Raw genomic sequence first — 15788 nt, 5'->3', positions numbered from 1 at the left:
TCAGTTGGGTTTACTGGAGGGAATCCACAGCACTGACGCGGCTGAACTCGACGCGTCCTGAAAGGGTGAGATTTGACTGGATCAGACCGCTGAGGGTCTCGGTGCAGGTACCACGAAGACGTCCGGTGATCGGCTGGTCCGCATCGAAGGTCACCTTGAAGGTCCGCTTGACCTGCTGGCCTTTCGCAAGATCGCGGTGATAGGCGTGGCGGAAGGGGTTGCTGCGGTGGAACGGGTCGAGCGTGAGATTTCCCGTGAGTGTCTGGCCCGCGCCCACGGCGCCGGTCATCGGTGTGGTGAGATCGTAGGCTTCCGCAAGCTTCGGCGGCCGTCCGACGCTTGAGAGGAGGTAATTCGGCAGCAGCGTGGGGATCTTCTGCTTCGCGGCGGCGATGGCGCTGGAGCTGCTCGCGATGAGGGAATTCTGGGCGGCGGTGCGGTTGATCGGAGCCTCGCTGAGTGCGGCTTGGAGCGCGGACGACAATGTCGTGAGCGTCAGGAACTTCGGATCCTCGATGAGGTTCCCCTGGCTCTCGCCGTCCAGTTTACGCGGCATGTCATAGGCGACGGCTTCAACACGCAGGCCCACGCGTTTGCCATCGCGTTCCTTGACTCCCTCGAAAAACGGGATCTTCGTTTGATCCACCACCAGCACGGATTCCGCGGCGATTTCCGCATCGGCGGTTTTCGTCTGCATGATCGTCACCTGGGAAAGCAACCGGACGGTCCCCGAGCCATCGGAATGCACGATGATGCGCATGGGGGCTTTCCCGGAGGCGGGCCTGACCGGAGCGCCATCTTCGACAATGCTGGTGACGGAGTCGAAAACAACCTCGCCAACCCACAGACCGGTCACCGTGTCGGCGGGAGTGCCGGGTGTGCCGGCGGGCGGCAGCGGGATCTCGCTCGGGACGGCGGTGACGGGCAGCCAGAACGAAGCCCCGTTCGCTCCGGTCTTCAGGCGATAGACATTGGTTCTCGGCGAGTTGTCGTTCCAGTTGCGTCTCGCTCCGATCGTGAGGATTCCATTCTGCTTGCTGGCGATGGTTTTACCCAGCGGGGCGCTGGCTCCCGCGCCCGGCGCGGTGTCCACCTGGTTCCCACGGCCGTAGCCGACCGTGCCCGCGGCGGGATTGACCACATAGAGGGAAAGATTTCCGGAGCCTGCGTCCGGAGTGATGAGATCAAGTTCCGGCGTGGCCGCGACCGGGCCGGCGTTGCTGAACACGATTTCCTCCAGATCCAGGTCCATCGCATCCGTTCCGGTGCCGACGACCAGCGTATCCGCCGGCCCGCCGAAATCGAGCCGTCCGATCGCCGAATGGTCGAACTCGACCGAAACCGGACCGGTGTAGCTGGACTGGCCGGAGCTGAAAACCCAGTAAGCCTTGCCGGAAGCCATCTGTGCGCCACCGGCAACCTTTTCCCAGTTTCCTGTGGCGGCATTCAAGGTGAAGATCCTGGCGACGGGATGTTTCGTACCGGATGGACCGAAAAACGCGTCAAAACTCGGAGTGCCCTGCAAGCCGAAGCCAACAAGGTTGTAGCGGTCCGGTGTCCACTCCGGACGGTAGAAACCGACTTTTCCGGTCAGCGAGAGCACGACCGGGGCGCCATCCGCGACCTTCACCAGATAGGGACGGTTGCCGGTGATCAGGGACAGGTTGGAAATCCCCGCCGGATCATTGCGCTTCCACTGCTGCCACTCGTCCTCGTTGAAACTCGTGACGCTGCCGGGCTCCCCGGCGAAGAACTCGGAAAGACCCGCCAGCGGTTTGGGTGAGGTGACGGCTTCGATGGATGGATCATCAAACACCGCTTCCGGTGTTTTCTTCTGGCCGTCCGCGTCAAACGGCTCGACTTCCAGCCAGACGGCATTCCAACCCGGAGAGAGGGTGATCGTCTGTCCGGCGGTCTGGGCGTCTGCCGCCACGTTCATCACTCCTGCGAGCAAACCGAGGACCAAGCACCAAAATGACGTGGATTTTTTCATGGAAATGGGTGGGTGAGACATGGACTACTGCAAGGTGACGTGAACCCGGAGGAATTTGGCCGAAGCGGGCACGACCGGGGCTGTGGCGCGGATTTGTGAGGTTTCCGAGTCGCCGCCGACGGTCTGCTCGATGACTCCGGCGGAACTCCAGGTGGCGAGGTCCTCCGACCACTCGACGGTGTAAACCAGATCGGTCGCAGCGAGAACCTTGGTGTAGGTGAGGGTCAGCGCACCGCCGCTGAGTCCCATGACGGGAATGCTTCCGGGCGCCGGAGACAGAGGATCAAGTCCGAAGGCATACTTGAGGAGGTTCGAGATGCCGTCGCCGCTTGGATTCGCGGACATGCCGGAGATGAGCGGGTTCCCGGCGTCGCTGCCGAATTTGGCGAATTTCCACGCATCGTAGGTGGAGATCGCCTGGTTGACACCGAGGGTGGCACCGATGGTCGTTCCCCCGCCGTTGGTCGCGATGGAGCGGAAATAATAAGGACCGGAGGTCGGCAGGCCGTTGACCGCCAGCACCACAGGAAGCGTCGTCGTGCCCACCAGTCCGGTGGAGGCTGGAAGCAGGACCTGAAGCGAGGTGATCTTCCGGACGGCGGATGTTCCGGCCTCTCCTACGATCACGCCACCATTCGCCGTCGCCACAAGGGAGATGGGGTTGAAGAATCCGGCGACGTCACCGAAGCCGTCGAGCACCACGGGAGTTCCCGTGCCCGCGATCGTCACCACCGAGCCATCCGGGCTGATGCGGCGGATGCGGTTGTTACCCTTGTCCGCGACATAGACCACTCCGCCGATTCCGACGGAAAGGCCCACCGGGCTGCTGAAACGGGCGGTCGTGCCGGAGGCGTCCGCAAAATCGGCGGTGGCCACATTTCCCGCGAACACGCTGGTGAATCCATCCGGTGCGATCTTGCGGACCGCATGGCCGGCCGATTCCGTCACATAAACGAAACCGGAGGCGTCCCGGGCGATGCCAACCGGTCCGTCGAACTCCGCCACGTTGCCCGCTCCATTGCCGGAACCGGGCTCGCCCGTTCCTGAAAGCGTGCTGACCGAGCCGTCCGTTGCGACGACGCGGATACGGTTGTTTCCGGAATCCGCCACGTAGAGCCGGCCCAGATTGTCGATGGCCAGGCCCGCCGGATGGGTGAAGCGGGCGGCGGTCGCGATACCGTCCGTGAAGCCGATGGTTCCAAGGCCGGAATAAGTGCTGACGACGCCCGCAGGGTCGATGGCACGGATGCGGTGGTTGTTGGAATCCGCGACGAACAAGGTTCCGGCGGCGTTGATGGCGAGACCGACGGGTTGGTCGAACTGTGCGCCCTCCCCTGCCCCGTTCGCATAGCCCGGCGCTCCGGAACCGGCAAAGATGCTCACCGTGCCGTCCGCGGCGATTTTCCGGATGCGGTGGTCCTGGCGGTCCGCGATGAAAATATTTCCCGCGGCATCGGCCACGATGCCAGAGGGTTGGTTGAATTCTCCGGCAAGCGTGCTGACGTTCACACCGTCGAAATCCGGATCCTGAGACCACTCGAACCAGACATCCGTGGCGCTGTCACGAGGGTTGACGGTCGCATTGAAGGTTGCGGTGCCGGCCCCGGGCAAGGTGGCGTCCAAGGTCGTGAGCACGGGTGGATCCAGCACCACGCCTGCGACCGGGAAGGAAAACACCGTCTTCTCCGGTGCGTCGTTCGTGATGACGACGTTTCCGCTGTAATTTCCGGCGACGGCGGCGGTCACCGTGATTTGGAAATCAGCAGTGCCCAGCGGCGGGATGACGACCACGCCACCCGTCTGTTGGAAACCGCCCGGCAAGGCTACCGAACTGATGGTGAGCGGCCAGGTGCCGGGATTCGAAATGGTGAACTGCCGCGTGAACGGCTGGCCGGTAGGCGTGTTGCTGAAGTCCACCACATCGCTCTGGAGATGGCTCAGTTGGGAGGTGTTGGCGAATACCGAAATCTCTCCGCGACGGGTGACGAAACTGAGGATCTCTCCGGTGATCGAGTCACGGTAGCTGGTGCCGCGTGCGCGGAAATAATAGGTGGTGCCGTAGAGAAGAGGACGGTTCACGGCGGAGAGCAGGTCACGCTCGCCATTTCCATCGGCATCAGGAGTGAGGGTGATGGTGGGCAGCGCGGCGCTGCGTTCGATTTTCCGCAGGCTGCCTTCCTGCGTCACGAGCAGGGCACCGTCCGGGTTGATCGCTATTCCCACAGGCAGGTTGAACCGGCTGGCGGTGGCGGGGAAGAGAGCGACGGTGGGCGTGTCCACCTGCCCGGCGATGCCCGAGCCCGCGAGCGTGCTGACTTCCGCATCCGGCGAGATCTCGCGGATGCGATGATTCCCGGTATCCGTGACGTAGACCACGCCGCCCGCCCCTTCGACCACTCCGCGTGGCGAGGAGAATTTCGCGGCTCCGCCCGGACCGTCCTGGAAGCCTTCGTTACCATCTCCCGCGAGGGTGGTCACATTTCCGGCGGAGATCACACGGATGCTGTGATTGCCGGTATCCGCCACCAGCACCCCGCCGCTGGAATCCACGGCCACGGATTGGGGATTGGAGAATTGCGCGCTCCCTACGACTCCGTTCGCAGAGCCGGGAATGCCGTTGCCGGCGAGTGTGGTGACAGTCCCCGCCGAGATCCTGCGGATCCGGTGGTTTCCGGAATCCGCGACGTAGACAACCCCGTTATCGTCCACCGCGACTCCGGTCGGATAAAGGAATTCCGCCTCGCCAGCCGTGCCCTCGGCGAATCCGGCCACGCCGGAACCGGCGAAGGTGCTCACATCGCCCGCAGGGGTGATGATCCGGATGCGGTGGCTCGCCTCGTCCGCGACGTAGAGGTTCCCCGCACCATCGATGGCGAGGGCGGCGGGCTTCTCAAATTTCGCAGCCGTCCCCAGACCATCATGGAATCCCGGAACACCGGATCCGGCGAAGGTGCTGACCACACCCGCAGGGGTGATTTTCAAGATTTTGTTACCGAGGCGGTCCGCAACGAAGGCATCGCCCGCGGCATTCGTGACCACACCGGAAGCATTTGAAAGAGCCGCGACCGTCGTCACCTCGTAGGGATTTTTCAAATCGGGATCGGTGGAGTATTCGAAACTGACGATCGTGCGGCCGTATTTCGGATCCACGGTGGTGTTCAACACTGCGGCATCCGGAGTGAGCGAGGTGGCCGGCACCGTTTCCACCGAAGGGAAATCATATAGGTAGAAGCTCTGTCCCAAAACCTGCGTGATGCCGGTGGAGGTGGATTTCCAACGGAAGTAATAGGTCACACCCGGATCAAGTCCGAGCGGCAGGACATCCAGTTCGTATTTCACCTGCACGCCATAGCTGTCGTTGAAAGGGGTGGCGGGAACCGTGAGCGGCTTGATCGCAACGCGGCGGATCACATGGTTCTCCGCGTCGGCGACGAGGAGATTTCCATCGAGGGTCATGGATACGCCGGTAGGTGCGTGGAACTCGGCGATGTCGGATTTTCCGTTCACAAGACCGTCATCACCGGTGCCGGCGACGGTGGTCACACCACCGAGCGCGTCTATTTTCCGGATCCGGTGGTTCTGTTCGTCCGCGATATACAGGCTGCCCGCACCGTCCGTCGTGATGGCGGAGGGGGTGTCGAATCGGGCGCTGGTACCGGTGGCATCCATGAAGCCTTCCGATGAACCGGCGAAGGTGCTCACCTCACCCGCATTGGCCCCGTTGGGAACCACCTTGCGGATCAAGTGGTTGCGGCTGTCCGCAATATACAGATTTCCACCGGAAATGACCACGCCGTGGGGAGTGTCGAACTTCGCGAGGGACGGAGTCACGGAATTCTGAAGCCCCTGGCTGCCGGATCCGGCATAGGTGCTCACCGCTCCGAGCGCGGTCACCTTGCGGATGCGGTGGTTGTCCGAGTCCGCGACATAGACATTCCCGGCCGCGTCGAGGGTCAGACCGTAGGGAAAACGGAAGCGGGCGACGGAGCCCGCACCTTCGTTGAAGCCAGCCTCACCCGTGCCTGCCAGATTGGTAACCGTCCAGACTCCACCCGGAACCGCCGGACGGGTCACTTTCGCGATCCGGTGGTTGAAGGTGTCGGAGACATACACGTTGTCATCGGGACCGACCGCCAGCGCGGAGGGAAATGCGAATGCCGCCGTGGGTCCCGGACCATCCGCCCGGCCGAACCCGCCGGTGCCCGCGATGCTCACGACCAGACCGTCCGAGCCGACCATGCAGATCCGGTGGTTCGCCGTGTCCGCGAAGAATGTGTTCCCGAGCGAGTCCTGTGCCACACCGGAGGGGAAACCCAGTTGTGCCGACAGGCGTGCGCCGGTGGACGCACCGGAGGTCCCTGTTCCCGCATAGGTGCTCACCACCGGCAGGAAATTCGGATCGGTGGAAATTTCGAAAACCCCTTCCTGATCCGGCGCGGAGACACGCGCATGGATTGTCACGCCGGTGCGGTTGTATTCCGAGGTCGGTATTTCATAGGCCCCGATGTCCGGCGCGTCCCTGAGGACACGCGGCTGGCCGCGCTGGTCGGTGAGCAGGCTGGTGGAGCCGCCTCCGTCGATCGCGGGCGAGTCCGGCAGCGGAGGCATCGTTTTGGTCGCGCCGCCGTAGTTGCCGAGCGGTGAGAGCTTGGGATCCCCGCTGGTGATGTTGTTGGTACCCGTCCAAGGTCCGAAGGTGTTCGGCCCCTGCGGTGCGGTGTTTTCCGTGAGGATGGTGTTGGTGATGCTCACGCTGGGCGAGCCGAAGAAGTCGCTGTAAATCCCGCCACCGATGCGCACCGCGTTGTTGCCCACGATGGTCAGGTTCTTCATCTCCAGCCGCGGACTGCCGTTGAAGATCGCCCCCCCGTAGAAGTTGGCGGTGTTCCCGACGAACGTGGAGTTCGTCAGCATCAGGGTGCTGGAGAAGTCGGTGTAAAGCGCGCCACCTTCGAAGGCCGTGGTGTTCCGGTCGAAGGTGCAACCGTTCACCGTCATGACGCTCGAGTTGAAAATCGCGCCGCCATAAAGTCCGGCGGAGTTGCCGGTCGAACCACCGTCCACCGTGAACGTGCAGCTTTGCACCGTCATCGTCGCGTTCTGGCCGTTGAAAATTCCGCCACCCGACTGCGTGGCCGAATTTCCCTTGAAGGTGCAGCGGTCCACCACGGATGTGCCCAGGTTGTGGAGGGCGCCGCCGAATCCGTCCGCAACACCGGTGCCTTTGCCTGCCGTAAGCGTCAACCCTCTCAGGGTGACGTTCCCTGCGGTGTCCACACGGAACAAGCGCACCGTTCCGCCACCATCGACGGTGATGCCGTTCGCAAGCGCGCTGGCGTCGATGGTCAGGTTCTTGCTCAGAATCAGCTCGCTCGAAAGGCTGATCGTCTGCCCGGCCAGCGTGGGATCGAACGTGATGGTTCCCCCGGCCGAAACGTCCACGATCGCCTGCCGCAAGGTCCCGGCGCCGGAACCGGCCGCGTTCGTCACCACCACATCCGCCGCGTGGGCACCGACGGATGTCAGGGCCAGGAACAGGGCGGGAGCCCACATGCGTTTCCGGAAACGGCCGCGCATTGACCTGCCGATGCGTTTGCTATGACCCGTCGAAAGGGCGATGGTTGCGATCTGTTTCATGATAAATTGCGACAGAAAAAGGTGAGGACTGGTGGGTTTTGACGGATTCGGAATACCTGACGTGTCTCGGAGACTAGCGGGCGAACCGGAGGATCCGGCACCGCGAACCGGGTGTCCGGCGACATCGGCACCCGACGGATTTCCAACCATCGGGTTTCGCATGCTTGGGAAAAATTGAGGTCCCACGCCCGGAAATACGAGAGGAGGTCTTCGTTGAACCGGTGAGCCAGATTCGTCCACCCGGCCGCAAATTCTCCATCATTCCGGCTCCCTCAACGCGAAAGCATTGAGTAGAGACAACGACTTCAGATTTGCAGTCCGACATGAATGAAAAACGGGGAGGGTTTTCGCCGAGTCAGGAGATTCAACCGGTTGCGAGCATTCCATGCCCCGCACCCATCGCCTCACTCGACCGGTGCATGTCATGCAAATCGCGTTTCGTTGTAAACAAAATAAGAATGCAAATGATTTTTTTGGAAAAATTCCTAAGATAATCATGAACCCCTCCGAGCTCGCGAAAAATCTCATTCAAAACAATACAACATTACCCAATTTACTATTTATTCATTGACGGAAAGCTGAAACCTCCCAAGCATCCCGCGTCCTCCTCAAACCCATTACCACGGGGATCGGGGCGGACACCTACGAACGAGCCCTCGCCGCTCCATTCCTAGGGACGGAAGACCAGACTGCTGGATGAGTTCCCTGAACACCCTGCGAACCATCCGCAGGCTTGTCCGGCCTCTCAATGATCCCATTCAAAAATCTTCTTCCCGCCTTCATCCTCCTCACCCATGGATCTCCCGCATCGGCAGGGGTCGCGGAAATCCGCAACAGCGTCTGGGCGGCCAGATATCAGGCAGGAGATTTATCGCCCGATGCCGACACCGATGGAGACGGCCAGGTCAACCGGGACGAAGCCATCGCGGGAACGGATCCCCGCGACCCCGCGTCACGCATTTCCCTCCTCATCTCCCGCCCCGCCGGACATCCGCTGGTCACCTTTCCCAGCGAACCGGGAAAAAAATACCAACTTCACCGTTCCCGCCGACCGGATGCCGGCTGGACTCCGTTGGAAGAACCCGTCAGCGGCACCGGAACCAGCATCTCATTGCCGGTCACCAGCTCGGAGACCGCATCATTTTATAAAATCAGCGTCACCGATCAGGATACGGACGGTGACGGGGTGGACGACTGGTCGGAGCACCAGCTTGCCGGCTTCGATGCCTCCAAGTCCCGATCATTTCCCGCCGGAGGAGACGATCTTGCGATCGCCACCGCCATCATCGGGGATTGGGGCGGTTCGCTTGAATTGGAGTCCACAGAACCGGACGCGTTCGAGAAAGAAGGCCAGGCGGCGCTCCTCACGATCCGCCGGACGGCGGCTCCTTATCCGCTGACGGTTTTCCTGAAAACATCCGGCGCGTCGGATCCCGCCAAATCCTCCGCCTCGAAGGCCCATTATGAAGCGATCGCGGAAAGGGTCGTGATTCCTGCGGGAGATGCGGCCGTCACGGTGTCCATCCGGCCGGTTCCAAATCTACTGCCCGAGGTGCCCCGCCAGCTCACCCTTTCCGCAGGCGGTGGCCACCAGTCCTCCACTTTCTTCATCCGGGACGCCCGGAACACCATCGACAACCAACGGCTCCTGCTCGCCCACCTCAGGCCTCTTTCCGGCATCACCTCCGGAGGCAGCGGGCTGGCCACGATCAAGCTCTCCGGCGACAACAATCTGGCGACCGCCTCGCTATCTTTCTCCAACCTTAACTCGCCGGTCAACTCGACGCAGATCCTCAATGCGGCGTCCTCCATTCTCCAATCCATCCCCCCTGCGAACTACGGCGGCCAGCCATGGAACATCCGGGCCACCCAGTCATTCCCCACGGATCAGGCGGTGCTCGACGCGCTGCTCTCCGGCCAGGTGAAACTGGGCATCTATACCCAGGCGCACGTCACCGGAGAAATCGGCGGGACCTTCCTGCCTGTGTCCGGCTCCATCGAATTCACCGCGCCTCCCGAGGCCCCGGAGATCGCCCCGCTTGCCGACGATGCGCTGGACCGTGACATCGCCCGGTTTCTCACGCAGGCCACCTTCGGCCCCACGCTTGCGGAAATCGAATCCCTGAGGACCCGGGTGGCGGGCGCGGGAGGAGATCGCATCGCCGCCTATTCCGCATGGATCGACGAGCAGCTCGCGCTCCCCTCCCCCTCGCTGCTCGCCTACACCACCGCTGCCAACGCCCAGGAAAAAGAGGCGCGCGAGCCGGACTACAATCTCAACAGCCAGAACCGCCGGCGGGGATGGTGGCTCTTCGCCATCCGCGCGAACAGCCAGCTCAAGCAACGGTTCGCCTTCGCATTGAGCGAGATCTTCGTTGTTTCCGACGTGGATGCGGTCATCAACCGCTATTCCTACGGCGCGACCGCCTATCATGACCTTCTTGCCGAGGCGGCCACCGGCCCCTATCGCGCGCTTCTCCGCTCGGTTTCGCTGAGTCCCGTGATGGGGCAGTACTTGTCCCATCTCCGCAACGGAAAGGCCACCTACGACACCAATGGAAATCCCATCATCTCGCCGGACGAGAACTACGCCCGTGAGATCATGCAGCTCTTCTCCATCGGCCTGGTGCAACTGCATCCGGATGGATCGCTGAAACTCGATGCCACCGCCTCGCCCATCCCGACCTATACCCAGACGGACATCGGCGAGATGGCCCGCGTCTTCACCGGTTGGTCATTTTCCAAACGCAGCGCCGCGGCCCCACCCTACGCCACCATCGACAACAACACGTTCAACCTCGGCGACGGCACGAAGCATCGCGAGGCGCAGTGGACGAATCCGATGAAGGCCTTTCCCGGACAACACGACACCGGGGCGAAAACGGTGCTGGGCCGGAACCTCCCCTCCGGAAGCAATGCGAACCAGGATCTCAACGCGGTCCTCGATCTCCTGCGCGACCACCCCAATACCGCGCCATTCGTCTCCCGCCGCCTCATCCAGCGCCTCGTCACCGCGAATCCCTCGCCGGGTTACCTTTACCGCGTCTCCCAGGCATTCCGGAACTCGACCGGTGATTTCCCCACGGTGATCAAGGCGATCCTGCTGGATCCCGAGGCACGTTCCGGCGGCACGCTCGCCAGTTCGGGAAAGACCCGCGAGCCGCTGCTGCGGGCGACAGGCCTCATGCGGGCCACCGGCGCCGCCTCCGGCATGCCGCTTTCCGATCTCGCCGCCTATGGATACCCAGCGGAGGAACTCGCGAAATTTCCGGCCGGCACCACGCGCTACCGCCTGAACCGCACGCCAGCCCTCGCCCAATCCCCTCTCTCCGCACCCAGTGTTTTCAACTGGTTCCTGCCGGACCATTCGCCATCCGGCATCATCTCCGCCAACGGGCTCGTCTCACCGGAACAGCAGATCATCACCGAGTCCACCGCCATCACCATCACCAACTTCCTTTATAACGGAATCTTCACCAACGCCGGATTCACCCCGAACATGGGACTGCCCACGCTCACGGGAAATCCACAACGCATCCTTCCCAACCTCGCCCCGCTTCAAGCGCTCTACCTCTCATTTCTCGATACGAACCATGACGGATTTTTCTCACCCACCGATGCCACCACGTTCAACAAACCCGCGGCCCTCGCCATCGCGGATGAAGCCCTGCTGGACCGCATCGACCTGCTGCTGACGTCCGGCGAGCTGAAGGCGCGTTTCGGCAGCCAGCCCGGCACACCCCGCCGCATCATCCTCAACGCGCTCGCCGCCACCAACTCCGGCAACAACGCCAGCACCGATCCCGGCGTGCAGGCCGCCTCCATCAACAACCGGATCAAAACCGCACTCTGGCTCGTCTCGGCGATTCCCCAGGGCGTCACCCAGAAATAGTCATGAAGAGACATCAGAAAGAGGATCTCGTCCGACGGCGCGATTTCATCCGCCAATCCGCCTGCGCGTCGCTCGGCGTGACCGGACTGGTGAACGCGCTCGCCCAGATGCGGCTCGTCACCGCGGCCGTGGCGCAGTCGGCTCCGACGTCCGATTACAAGGCGCTGGTCTGTCTTTTCCTCAACGGCGGCCACGATTCCAACAACCTGCTGGTCCCCTCCGGTGCCGCGTCATCCGGATCGCTTCGCGAGGACTACGTGAATGGCCGCGGCGTGCTGGCACTGCCGTCCGCGGGCCTGAATCCGCTCACCCTGCCGGCCGATACCCGCGCCTTCCAGCGGCACCATGCGGGAACGGTGGCGCCGCTCGGACTGCATCCCCAGGCACCCGATCTCGCCGGCCTCTTCAACCGGAAGGAACTCGCGGTCGTCGCCAACGTCGGTACGCTCGCCTTCCCCGTTTCCTCCCGCGCCGATTACCAGAGCGGAAACATCCCGCTGCCGCCCCAGCTCTTCTCCCACTCCGACCAGCAGACACAGTGGCAGTCCTCCGTCCCGGACAAGGCGTTCGCCTCCGGCTGGGGCGGACGGGCGGCGGATCTACTGCATTCATCGTACAACGCGGGAACCTCGAAGGTCTCGATGTCCATCTCCCTCGCGGGCGTGAACTCCTTCCAGATCGGAACCACCGGACAAGTGACCCAGTACGCCATCAATGACGAAGGGACCGTCCCGCTCTCCGGTTTCGGCGATGCCTATGCCGACGCGGTCAATCCGAACGGCACCTACAAGAGCAATCCCGCCGGCATCCGGCTCAAAGCCTTCGACGACATCATGCGCCTCACCCACGCCAACCTCCACGAGGAGGAATACAACCGCGTCGTCATCCGTGCCCGCGCCGCCGAAGGCACCGTCGGAGCCGCGATCACCGCCGCCGCGGCCACCGGAGTGGACTTCGACACCCACTTCACGAACGCCACCACCAGCCTGGGAAACCAGCTGAAGATGATCGCGAAGCTCATCGCCGGGCGCGGCGTGCTCGGCAACAACCGGCAGGTCTTCTTCTGCCAGATCGGTGGATTCGACACCCACCAGACCCTGCTCTCCTCCCACGCGGATCTCATCACCGAACTGAACCACTCGCTCGCCGCCTTCTCCAACACGCTGCGGGCCCTCGGAGTCTGGGACAAGGTCACCACCTTCACCGCCTCCGACTTCAACCGCACTCTCACGCCGAACAACACCGATCCCGAAAAAGCGGGCTCCGACCACGCCTGGGGCAGCCATGCCATCGTCCTCGGCGGAGCGGTGAAGGGTGGCGACGTCTACGGGCATTTCCCGTCGCTGAAGACCGGAGCCGCCGCAGGTTCCATCGATGCGGGAAGCAACCGCGGCCGCTGGATCCCCACCACCTCGGTGGATCAATATTCCTCGAAACTTGCCAACTGGTTCGGTGTTTCCTCGAACGAACTCGAAGCCGTTTTCCCCAATCTCCCGCGTTTCGATGATCCGTCGCTGTCGTCCGCAAATCTCGCCTTCATCTGACAGGGTCATGAAACATACCAACAAAGCGGGTCCGATCGCGGTTCCCCCGCGTTCCGCTCCACGACCTCCGGGACAAGCGCCCCCCGCCCGCCCGATGAAAGCCTCCGAGGGGATCATCTGGTGGAAACCGGGCGGGGCTTCCCTATGGATCGCCATCGGCATGCACGCGCTGCTTCTCATCGTCGCGATGCTCTGTGTCCGGAGCATCCGCGAAACGCCGGAAGCACGGGTGGATTTCGTGGCCCGAGGCAAGGGAGATGACGACGGCGGAGGTGGCGGCCGAACCTACTCGATCGTGAAGCAGAAACAGACCGCTGTTTTTTCCAAGGCAAGCGCGCCACGGGTCGCGGCGCTCGATGTGAAAAGCAATGTCGTCCTGCCATTGCCGGAGGATGGAGCGGGTATCACCCATCTTCCGGCTGTCGGATTTTCCTCTCTCTCGGGAGGGCTTGGAGGTTCCGGTCACGGCGGTGGCAAGGGTGCGGGTGTGGGCAACGGATTCGGCCCGGGGATTGGAAACGGCGGCGGCCTCGCCCTTCCGACCGCCCGCTTTTTCGATCTGGAGGTCAAGGCGAAGCGCATCGCCTACGTGATCGATTTTTCGAAATCCATGAAAGGCAAACGCCAGCAACTGATGCGGACCGAACTGGTGAAATCAATCGGCCAGCTTGATCCCACCCAGGACTACCAACTCATTTTCTTCGCCGGTCCGGTGTGGCTCGGCGGATCGGTCGTCAGGATGGCGGACGACCAGAAAAGCGCCGTGGTCATCGACAACCAAGGGACCGAACACCGCTGGACCTCCATCAACATCGGCAACTGGGAGATGTCCGGCAGACGCCAGCAGGCGCCATGGCTGAGGGCGGGCGCGGAAAACATCCGGCAGTCGATCGAGACGGTCAGGAAGACCGAGCTCGAGTTCGGCACCTATTGGAAACCCGCCATCGAACTCGCGCTCGGCATGCAGCCGGCACCCGAGGTCATCTATTTCATGACGGACGGCATCGTCAGCAAGAAGGTCTATGAAACCATCGACGAACTCAGCCGCACGGCCAGGCGGCGGAGCACCGTGATCAACACGATCTCCATGATGGAGCCGGACGCGGCGGACGCGATGCGCGCGCTGGCCAAACAATCCGGCGGGGCCTTCACCCAGATCAGCGCGGACGGGACATCGGTCGTCTCCAATTTCAAAAACTGAAACAGCATTCAAAAAACGGTTTCCCATCCAAGTCCAACATCACTCCATGACATCCCCATCCCTTAGAAACATCGCCCTTGCGGGAGCCTCCGCGCTGTGGTCCCTCATGCCACAGACCTCGTTCGCGGACCAGAAGCCGCCCAACATCATCTTCATCCTCGCGGACGATCTCGGCTACACCGACACCTCGGCCTATGGCAGCCGTTACTACGAAACCCCGAACATCGAGAAGCTCGCCGCCGACGGACTGAAATTCACCAACGGCTACACGAACGGCCCGAACTGCCAGCCCACGCGTGCCGCGCTCATCAGCGGCCAATACGCCGCGCGCACCGGTGTCTATACCGTGGGAAACATCGACCGCTTCGACTGGCGCAGCCGCCCGCTCCGCCCGGTGGACAACGTCGTCGCCCTGCCTGGGAACAAGACTACCATCGCGCAATCGCTGAAAAAAGCGGGCTACGCCACCGGCATGTTCGGCAAGTGGCACCTTGGAAACAAACCGGCGGAGCACCCGTCGAAGCGCGGATTCGACGAAGCGATCGTCTCCAACGGCAAACATTTCGATTTCAAGACAGATCCCCAGGTGGACTACCCGCAGGGCACCTACCTCGCGGATTTCCTCACCGACAAGGCCGCCGACTTCATCGAGCGCCACAAGGACGGCCCGTTCTTCCTCTATCTCCCGCACTTCGGCGTCCACGCGCCCTATCAGGCGAAACCGGAGCTGATCGAGCATTTCAAGAACAAGCAAGCCGCCGGAGGACACCACGACCCCGTCTACGCGGCCATGCTCGCCAGCGTGGACCAGAGCGTTGGAAAAATCACCGCCCTCGTTGACAAGCTCGGCATCGCGGAGAACACGCTCATCGTCTTCACCAGCGACAATGGCGGCGTGGGAGGCTATCAGAAAGCCGGCATCAACGCCAAGGGCGTCACCGACAACTCCCCTCTCAAGGCCGGCAAAGGCAATCTCCACGAAGGCGGCATCCGCGTCCCCTACGTTTTCCGCTGGAAAGGAAAGATCGCCCCGGGCGGCGTCACGGACACTCCGATCATTTCGGTCGATCTCCATCCGTCCCTGCTCGCGCTCAGCGGAGCACCCGCTCCCGAGAACCAGCCTCTCGATGGCGTCAGCTATGCGAAACTGCTGGAGGATCCCGCCAAGAAGCTCGACCGCGACGCGCTCTTCTGGCACTTCCCCGGCTACCTGGGAGCGAATGGCGACTCGTGGCGCACCAAGCCGGTCAGCGTGGTCCGCTCCGGCGACTGGAAGCTCATCCAGAACCTCGAGGACAAATCGCTCGAGCTCTATGACCTGAAAAACGACATCGGCGAGGCGAACAACCTCGCCACCGCCCAGCCCGGGAAAGCCGCCGCGCTGCTGGCGAAGCTCGATACCTGGAGGCAGGAAATCAAGGCCCCCTTCCCTACGCCGAACGATCCGTCCAAGGCAGGAACCGCACCGAAGAAAAAGAAGAACCGCGACAGCGCGGACGACTGAACCATCCCACCATCCCT

The 15788-nt window shown here is 62.6% G+C and carries 6 protein-coding genes; 4 read left to right on the top strand and 2 right to left on the bottom strand.

Features of this window, described 5'->3' with window-relative positions; all coding sequences use genetic code 11:
* Window positions 1-10: 10 nt before the first annotated feature.
* Entirely contained in the window at window positions 11-1993 is a 1983-nt protein-coding gene (locus JIN84_RS01450; RefSeq protein ID WP_200349241.1) for a hypothetical protein, read from the bottom strand.
* Window positions 1994-2017: 24 nt separating this feature from the next.
* Complete coding sequence (locus JIN84_RS01445; RefSeq protein WP_200349240.1) at window positions 2018-7630, bottom strand: choice-of-anchor Q domain-containing protein; 5613 nt, start codon at window positions 7628-7630, stop codon at window positions 2018-2020.
* A 748-nt stretch (window positions 7631-8378) separates the two neighbouring features.
* On the opposite strand from JIN84_RS01445, the gene JIN84_RS01440 reads away from it, so the two are divergent.
* From JIN84_RS01440 to JIN84_RS01425, 4 genes are all read left to right on the top strand, one after another.
* Window positions 8379-11522 (top strand): DUF1800 family protein, encoded by a 3144-nt coding sequence (locus tag JIN84_RS01440; protein WP_200349239.1) that lies wholly within the window; start codon window positions 8379-8381, stop codon window positions 11520-11522.
* A 2-nt stretch (window positions 11523-11524) separates the two neighbouring features.
* On the top strand, window positions 11525-13066 hold the full coding sequence (locus JIN84_RS01435) for a DUF1501 domain-containing protein (protein WP_200349238.1): 1542 nt from the start codon (window positions 11525-11527) through the stop codon (window positions 13064-13066).
* Window positions 13067-13160: 94 nt separating this feature from the next.
* Window positions 13161-14267: a vWA domain-containing protein gene (locus tag JIN84_RS01430; RefSeq protein WP_234043134.1), complete on the top strand. Its 1107-nt coding sequence runs from the start codon at window positions 13161-13163 to the stop codon at window positions 14265-14267.
* Window positions 14268-14313: 46 nt separating this feature from the next.
* The gene (locus JIN84_RS01425; protein ID WP_234043133.1) at window positions 14314-15771 is read left to right on the top strand and encodes a sulfatase; all 1458 of its coding nucleotides are present in this window, start codon (window positions 14314-14316) and stop codon (window positions 15769-15771) included.
* Window positions 15772-15788 lie beyond the last annotated feature (17 nt).

The sequence above is a fragment of the Luteolibacter yonseiensis genome (assembly GCF_016595465.1).
Taxonomy (GTDB): domain Bacteria; phylum Verrucomicrobiota; class Verrucomicrobiia; order Verrucomicrobiales; family Akkermansiaceae; genus Luteolibacter; species Luteolibacter yonseiensis.
Note: the sequence above shows the minus strand (reverse complement) of the source record. Positions and strands in the feature narration are given on the sequence as shown.